This is a genomic window from Paenibacillus sp. UNC451MF (assembly GCF_000686845.1).
Taxonomy (GTDB): domain Bacteria; phylum Bacillota; class Bacilli; order Paenibacillales; family NBRC-103111; genus Paenibacillus_S.
Map to the genome: position 1 here is coordinate 94,549 of NZ_JMLS01000005.1, position 7,113 is coordinate 101,661.

General features: G+C 46.4%; 6 protein-coding genes. All 6 read left to right on the forward strand.

Annotated elements, in window-relative coordinates:
* The first annotated feature begins 83 nt into the window (after positions 1-83).
* The 6 genes from BP97_RS0109865 to BP97_RS35805 all read left to right on the forward strand — a co-directional run bounded on the left by BP97_RS0109865 (position 84) and on the right by BP97_RS35805 (position 6,978).
* Positions 84-1,259 (forward strand): KamA family radical SAM protein, encoded by a 1,176-nt coding sequence (locus tag BP97_RS0109865; RefSeq protein WP_028548949.1) that lies wholly within the window; start codon positions 84-86, stop codon positions 1,257-1,259.
* Positions 1,260-1,412: 153 nt separating this feature from the next.
* Entirely contained in the window at positions 1,413-2,123 is a 711-nt protein-coding gene (locus BP97_RS0109870; RefSeq protein ID WP_028548950.1) for an AAA family ATPase, read from the forward strand.
* A 451-nt stretch (positions 2,124-2,574) separates the two neighbouring features.
* Positions 2,575-4,035, forward strand: a complete 1,461-nt coding sequence (locus BP97_RS0109875; RefSeq protein WP_028548951.1) for a sulfatase family protein — start codon at positions 2,575-2,577, stop codon at positions 4,033-4,035.
* 301 nt (positions 4,036-4,336) lie between these two features.
* Positions 4,337-5,098: an ABC transporter permease gene (locus tag BP97_RS0109880; RefSeq protein WP_036745710.1), complete on the forward strand. Its 762-nt coding sequence runs from the start codon at positions 4,337-4,339 to the stop codon at positions 5,096-5,098.
* On the forward strand, positions 5,074-5,901 hold the full coding sequence (locus BP97_RS0109885) for an ABC transporter ATP-binding protein (RefSeq protein WP_036745686.1): 828 nt from the start codon (positions 5,074-5,076) through the stop codon (positions 5,899-5,901). Before BP97_RS0109880 ends, BP97_RS0109885 begins: the two co-directional genes overlap by 25 nt.
* Before the next feature lie 21 nt (positions 5,902-5,922).
* Positions 5,923-6,978, forward strand: coding sequence for an ABC transporter substrate-binding protein (locus BP97_RS35805; protein ID WP_051620482.1), 1,056 nt, complete (start codon positions 5,923-5,925; stop codon positions 6,976-6,978).
* Positions 6,979-7,113: the final 135 nt, after the last annotated feature.

Consider the following 7,113-nt stretch of genomic DNA (forward strand, 5'->3'; position numbering starts at 1 on the left):
GTTCGACGATGAAGTATAGCTCGTGGGAAAAGTAAGGTGAACGTTGTAGTCAAAAAAATCTGTCATTCCAAGGAGGATCATCAATGCCGCAACCGAAATATATTACCGATATTAATAAAATCCAGGAAATACCTGAGCAGGACAGAATAAAGCTGCAGCAAATAACGGATAAGTTCGTGTTTCGCGTGAACGATTATTACCTGAAGCTGATAGATTGGAACGATCCCAACGATCCTATCAAGAAGCTGGTCATTCCGAACGAAGGTGAGCTATCTGAATACGGCCGATGGGATGCATCTGACGAAGATACGAACTACGTAGTGCCTGGATGCCAGCATAAATATAAGACGACGGCGCTACTTATTGTATCAGAAGTGTGCGGCGCCTATTGTCGTTACTGCTTCCGCAAACGCTTATTTCGGAATGATGTCAAAGAAGCAATGTCGGATGTCAACCCAGGGCTAGAGTATATTGCAGAGCATTCTGAAATCAATAATGTGTTGTTGACGGGCGGAGATAGCTTGATTCTTGCAACATCCAAGCTTGCCTCCATATTGGAAAGACTAAGAGCAATTGAGCATGTGAAAATTATCCGACTAGGTTCAAAGATTCCTGTGTTTAATCCGATGCGAATTTATGAAGATGAGCAGCTGCTCGAAACCATTCGTAAATATTCCACCGCTGACAAGCGCATTTATGTCATGGCCCACATTAACCACCCGCGCGAAATAACAGAGGAAGCGAAGCGAGGCTTCGAGGCGCTGCATCAAGCAGGTGCCATTGTTGTCAATCAAACGCCGATTCTAAGAGGTATCAACGATCATCCGGCTGTATTGGCCGAACTGCTCGACAAGCTATCGTGGGCAGGAGTGACTCCTTATTATTTCTTTATCAATCGCCCCGTTGCAGGTAACCGTGATTTCGTCCTTCCTCTATCCGAGGTATACCGGATCGTAGAGCAGGCGAAAGCAAGAACGTCCGGTCTAGGCAAAAGAATTCGTTTATCCATGAGTCATACGTCCGGGAAGATTGAGATTTTGGCCATAGAGAACGGGAAGGCTTATCTGAAATATCATCAATCCCGTGAGGATCAATACGGCAAATTTATGATTATGGACTGCCCGAAGGATGCGGCTTGGTTCGATGATTTGCCAGGAAGTGAACAACATTGGAAACAACCGACGAAAAAATCGGATTCTATAATATCTGCGAACGAGCTTCCTGATATGCCGCAAGGCAGAAGCTTGACTCTCAGTTGACGAGAATTATGCCAAAAAAGGAGGCACCTTCATTGAGAGGGTGTCTACTTTGTAGATTTGTGCCTTTCCAAATGAAAATAATTGCGCTATAATATAGAAACATATGTTCTTAATGTTGTAAGTTGTTTTGAGCAGGGAGGGGGAATTAAGGTCATGTTCTTGCGAAGCGTACAGATTATGAAGCAGCAATTTCCGAATAAATCGGCTTATCCGTTTTCGATACCGGCGTTAAGGGAAGTGGAATCGATCGCATTCCAAGGCAATGTCACCTTCTTCGTTGGTGAGAACGGCTCCGGCAAATCGACTATTCTGGAAGCTATCGCCTATCAATGCGGCTTTAATACTGCTGGAGGAGGACGGAATAACTTCTATGAGGTCGATGCCTCCAGTTCCTCTTTAGGTAATTATGTACGGCTATCATGGATGCCTAAGATTACGAACGGTTTTTTCCTGCGGGCGGAAACATTCTATCAGTTCGCCAGCCATATTGACGAAATGCCGGAAAGCTTGAGGTATTATGGAGGTCGCTCTTTGCATGCGCAGTCTCATGGTGAAGCGTTTCTATCTTTGTTTCAACACCGGTTTGGCAAAAAAGCCATCTACCTGCTCGATGAGCCGGAGGCCGCGCTGTCACCTGCCCGGCAGCTTGCTCTGCTGCGAATAATGAAGGATTTGGAAAAGGAAGCGCAGTTCATCGTAGCAACGCATTCCCCGATTTTACTAGGCTATCCCGATGCTCAAATTTTAGATTTTGATCGTTCTCCTATTAAGTCCATCCGGTATGAAGATACACTGCACTATATTGTTACCCGACGATTCTTGGAGAATAAGAAGGCGGTTTTGGCGGAACTGTTTAGCGAATAAGCCGAAGAGTCTTCACTAACATTCCTGTTGTAATAGAATTCCCAATTGCAGGCAGAGTTCATCCATAGGAACACAAAAAACATACAGCATCCATTAAAATTAAGGTTGAAATAACCTTGCTTTCATGTTGCTTTAATAATCCTCCTCTATTATAAAAAGTGACCCCCCTTAATATAGATGGCTGCCCACAGCATATGGCTGTGGGCAGCACTGGTTTTAAAGGCTGACCGGATCGTCCGGTTGGCTTTTTCATTTTATAGAGCTCAACAATCCAGTGAATAGATGGGCTGCGCTTTCGTTATAGTTACGGGATTATCCATTTGACGTGGAATATACTGCCAAAATGCTTTTTAGAAAAGGTTGAAAATAGTTCAACCTTTTGAGAGCGGTTCCAGTCCCCTATAATAACATTATCTCACATCGAAAGATTAGACAGGAGGTAAGCGTATTCATGAGAATCATCTACTTGGACATCGATTCGCTTAGACCGGATCATATGGGTTGTTACGGCTATAATCGAAATACAACCCCAAACATTGATAAAATCGCCTCAGAGGGAGTAAGGTTCAACAGCTGTTATTGCGCATCGTCTCCCTGTGTTCCTTCCAGAGGAAGCTTCGTATCGGGACGTTTTGGCATTCATCATGGAGCCTTAACCCATTGGGGACCGGGCGGAGAGTTCCAATATCCTGAAGGAGATGGGCACAGTAAAGAGATTCCTTTCTTTACAAGATATTTACGGGAAGCAGGAATGAAGACGGTTACGTTCTCTTCCTTTGGAGATCGTCATCATGCATGGTGGTATTTTGCTGGCTGGAACGAAGTGCATACTCATACGTTGAGAGAAGGCAATGAGAATGCTGATGAAGTGAATGCATCCGTCATCCCTTGGCTGAAGCAGCACGGTACAGAAGACAATTATTTCTTACACATTCAGTATTGGGACCCGCATACGTTCTACACTTACCCTATTGAATATATGGACCAGTGGAAAGATTCACCGGTTAAGGCTTTCCCTGATGAGGCTACGATAGCTTCGCAGCAGGAGCACAGCTTTCCTCGTTCAGCACCATTCCTGCACTGGGGAGACAAGTACCCGGCGACGATGCCTGGTCAAATTTCTAACCGCAGCGATTTCAAACACGCGATTGATGGCTACGACGGCGGTATCAGTTATATGGATAAGCATGTCGGACATCTGCTCGACACTCTTCGTGAGCTAGGCATTGAAGACGAGGTATGCTTCATTATTAGTGCCGATCATGGCGAATCGATGGGAGAGCAAGGTATTTACCTCGAGCATGCAAGCGCTACTGAGGCGGTACATCATCTGCCGCTTGTCATCAAGGTTCCCGGAATGCAGAATCAGGGAACGGCAATCGATGGATTCATCTACAATGTCGATGTCATTGCAACCATTGCCGACATGGTTGGACTGGAGGTGCCGTCCGGCTGGGATGGGAAATCTTTCCTTCCTGCACTGCAAGGGGAGCACTGGGAGGGCCGCGATTACTTGGTAATGGATCATGCCCTGTATGTATGTCAAAGAGCTGTTCGCGATGACCGATGGTACTTTATTCGCACCTACCATCCAGGCTTGTACCTTCATTTTGACGAAGTCACATTATACGACATGGTCAACGACCCGAATCAAACGATCAATGTGGCGGAGCAGTATCCGGATATCGTCAAGGAGATGGATCACCGATTATCCGATTGGCAGCATAAGCAAGCTCGTAAGCCTGGTTATAAGGTCGATCCGCTTCAAAAAGTAATTGAGACAGGCCCTTGGAAATATTTAAGCGTCGATGATTGGGTTCGCAGGCTGAATCAAAAAGGCTGGGGCGAAGCAGCTAATCAGCTTCGTACGACCTACTGCCGAGAAGCCGTACAACCTGCTTACGATGGTTAGGATTTATAGTAAGGCGAAGTAAGGCTTCCCGTTGTAAAGCTCTGCAAAGTGCTGTGAATAAGCAACGGAGAGGGCGGGATCGTTCTGGAGAAGCGTTAGCATTCACCTTTGTTCACGGATTTCAACTAGTAAGATGGAGAATTCATGAAATCTGTGGACAACAGTGATCGAAAGAATGATCCGCTCGTGTAACGGAAAGCTAATCACTGTTTTTAATGAAGTTGAGCTTTTCTACGAAAAGCTCTTAGCCAATGCTTACGAAGTTGAGCTTTTCTACGAAAAGCTCTTAGGAGGTTACATCATGAAAAAATTACCGCACTGGATGCTTACGGCTATATCCATCGTGCTGGGGATAGCCCTTTGGTATCTGCTATCCGCGATTCCGGCTGTAGGCGCCATTATTACAAACCCAACTATCGTGATCGAGGCTTTCATATCTGAAGCAGCTAACGGAAGAATGTGGACCAATATTGGAGCCAGCTTGTTCCGGGTGCTGGGAGGCTTCTCACTCGGTCTGATCGTAGCAATTCCTGTTGCCTTCTTGATGGGCTGGTACGGCGTTATTCGCTCGGTGGTAGAGCCGTGGATTCAGTTTTTCCGTACGATTCCCCCAATTGCCCTTATTCCACTAGTCATCGTAGCTCAGGGCGTCGGCGAATCCGCCAAAATCACCGTCATTTTCGTTTCGACATTTCTGGTCATGGTTATTTCGATCTTTCAAGGTGTCCGTAACGTTGATCCAACGCTGATCCGAGCTTCACGGGTATTGGGAGCAAGAGACAGGGACATTTTCTTTGAAGTTATCGTACCGGCTTCGTTTCCTTATATTCTAGTCGGTGTTCGGCTCGGTCTTGCAGCTGCTTGGACGACTTTAGTAGCCGCTGAATTGACGGGGGCCAACAAGGGACTTGGCAACATGATTATGGAAGCAAGTCTGTATTTCCGCATGGAAGTTGTTATTCTCGGCATTATAGTCATCGGAATTATCGGCTTGGCGATGGATAAACTGGTGCTCTTTTTAGAAAGGAGGCTAACAGGATGGCAGGAAGTACGCAACACCTAGACAAGCAAAGCATTGGAGTATCGACAGTGCGGCCCAAAATCGAAATTAGCCAACTATCGAAAATATATAAGGGGCGAACGGGGGATGTTACCGCACTGCAAAATACCGATCTAACGATCGGCCAGAACGAGTTCGTCTGCGTAGTAGGTCCGAGTGGCTGCGGCAAAACTACACTGCTCAATATTATCGCCGGTTTGGAGGAGGCTACATCCGGTTCGGTGAAAGTGGATGGAGTGGAGGTTAAAGGACCGGGCAAAGAACGTGGCGTCGTGTTCCAGCAATATGCGCTGTTTCCTTGGAAGACAGTACTGAAAAATGTCGAGTTCGGCTTGAAGCTTCGCGGCCTTAGCAAACAGGAACGGAGAGAGACGGCGGAAAAATATTTGGAAATCGTCGGACTCAAAGATTTTGCACACGCTTACCCTAAGGAGCTATCCGGCGGGATGAAGCAGCGGGTGGCTATAGCGAGAGCCTATGCGGTACAGCCTGAGGTGCTTTTGATGGATGAACCATTCGGTGCGCTGGACGCGCAGACCAGAGCGCAGCTTCAGGAAGAACTGCTCAAAACATGGCAAACGGAGAAGAAGACTTGCTTCTTCATTACCCATGATGTCGAGGAAGCGGTTATTCTTGCTCAAAAGGTCATAATTATGAGCGCACGTCCGGGTCGGATCAAGGAAATTATCGATGTGGATATCCCTTATCCAAGGGATCAAGCAACGAAGCTCGATGAACGATTTGTTCAGATCAAGAACGAGATTTGGTCCAAAGTGTATCGCGAATACCTGGAAGTGGCAAAATAATCGTATAAAGGAGAGGTACCTATGTTTCTAAAACGGAAATCATCTATTCCTGTTCTATCCGCTGTACTCAGCTTAACTCTCTTGCTCGCTGCATGTTCTTCAGGTGGCGGTGGAGGCAGCGCCTCTCCGGCTCAGGCTCCTGAGCCTAACAAGCCAAGCGGCAAAACACCAACGATCAACGTTGCTTATATGCCGGATATGAATGGTGCGACACCTATTGTAATCGGCGAAGAGAAAGGCTTTTTTAAGGAAGCGGGCATTAACGTCAATGCGGTCAAATTTTTGAGCGGTCCTCCGGAGTTTCAGGCTATGGCTTCAGGCGATATCGACATCGCTTATATCGGACCAGGCGCAACCTTCTTGGCTGCACAAGGCAAAGGACATATCATCGATATCGTAAGCCTTGGCAAAAGCGACATGGTGTTCGCAACGAAAAAGTCCGGCATTAAAGAATGGAAGGATTTAAAGGGTAAAACGGTTGGCGTACCAAAAGGAACCTCCGGCGAAATGGTGCTGAACCTCGGGTTGGAGAAAGGCGGCCTTAAGCCTAGCGATGTAAACATTGTCAATATGGATGTAGCAGGAGCCGTATCCGCTTATGTTGCTAGCAAAGTAGACGCTGTTGCGATCTGGTCACCCTATACGCTCGAAATCGAGAAGCAGGTTGGCAAGGAAAACATGGTGAAGCTCGGTGATAACAGCGACTTTTTCCCTGAGTATATTTTCCCGGCAAGCTGGGTCGTTAATCCGAAGTTTTTGCAGGAGAAGCCTGAGTTAGTAGAGAGCTTCTTAAAAGCAATTGCCAAAACAACCGACTATAAAATCAAAAATAAAGATGAAGCGGTTAAAATGACGGCAGCCTATACACAGGTACCTGAGGAATCATTGAAAATGCAGCTGGATGCCCTGGAGTGGCTCGATAACAAGCGGGTAGCGGATGCGTTCAAGGACGGCTCAGCGAAAAAATGGTATGAAAACCTGGAGAAGCTGTTCGTACAAAACGGCAACTTGAAGGAAATTACACCGGCCGAAAAGTTTTTGATGACGGCTCCATTTATTAAAGCAACAGGTCAATAAGAGAAAATGCAAAAAGGAGGGGATGATTCCCCTCCTCAGGCTGTCGAGAAAGTAAGTCTCGACAGCTTTTCTTTTGTTCAGTTAATTCAATACAGCACCGCGTTAATATGGTATAATTATTGTAACATTGATAAC